Annotated in this window: 1 protein-coding gene; it reads left to right on the top strand. The window is 33.9% G+C overall.

What is annotated here, in order from left to right:
- A partial coding sequence (gene repM / locus FTV32_RS17275; protein WP_179991852.1) for a replication initiation protein RepM occupies positions 1-847 on the top strand: 847 nt, incomplete at its 5' end.
- Between the last annotated feature and the right edge of the window lie 184 nt (positions 848-1,031).

Below are 1,031 nucleotides of genomic sequence, written 5' to 3'. Positions count from 1 at the left end.
CATAGTTGAAGCTAGAGAGCTAGATAAACTAACACCTGAAACACCAATTGAAGTTAAGGCTACAGCTTACAGAGATCAATACAAGACTGATGAGAGTAACGCCTACTCACAGTTAGCAGATGCTACAAAACAATTGTTTAATAGACAGTTCAGCTATATTGATAGGTATGCTGATACGGATGCTGTAACCGTTTCTCGTTGGGTTAATGAAGTAACTTATGTAAATGATAAGGGTATGGTTGTAATGTACCTGAATCGAAATGTAATAAGCATGATAAGCAGACTTGAAGCTAACTTTACTCAATACCTGTTAGAGCAAGTAAGTGAGTTTAAAAGTAAGTACAGTATTAGATTGTATGAGTTACTGATTAAGTATAGAGATATTGGAACAAGTAAGAAGTTTGAAATAGCAGAGCTTAGAAGTAAGCTAGGCTTAGAAGATAATGAGTACAAGCTAAATGCTGTATTTAAAAGGGATGTATTAGATAAGGCAGTTAAAGAGATCAATGATAAAGCTGATATACAGATTAAGTATGAACAGTTTAAAGAGGGGAGAAAGGTATCTCATATCCTGTTTAAGTTTATTAAGAAGAAAGAGAAGAAGCAGAAAGAGAGTAAAGATAAGAATACTGTAGATATGTTTACAGGACTAAGTATTAAACAATGCCTTATGTTTGGTGATAAGTTAAGTAGAGATATAGCTTTCCAAAACCATTACAAGGCTAATGTTGGAGAGAGTATAGAAGATTATGCAGAACGAATAGCTACAATGCTATCAGATGCTTTCTATATTAAGGAATGGATGACATACCTAGAAAGTGTGGGATATGTACCTAGCAACAAATAAGGGAGCTATATAAGCCCCCTTTTTTATTGTCTGTTATTTAAGACGTTCAGATAGTTGTTCTTCCATAGCCTTAAGTTTAGCTTTGTATTCTTTAATAGAGCTGATTAGTTTGTCATTGCTCAAGTCTTTATAGTCATCCTTGCTAACTGTATTTGAATCAGTACCACGTTTAACTACAGCTTTA

This window comes from Acinetobacter sp. YH16032 (genome assembly GCF_013417345.1).
Lineage (GTDB): Bacteria > Pseudomonadota > Gammaproteobacteria > Pseudomonadales > Moraxellaceae > Acinetobacter.
Note: the sequence above shows the minus strand (reverse complement) of the source record. Positions and strands in the feature narration are given on the sequence as shown.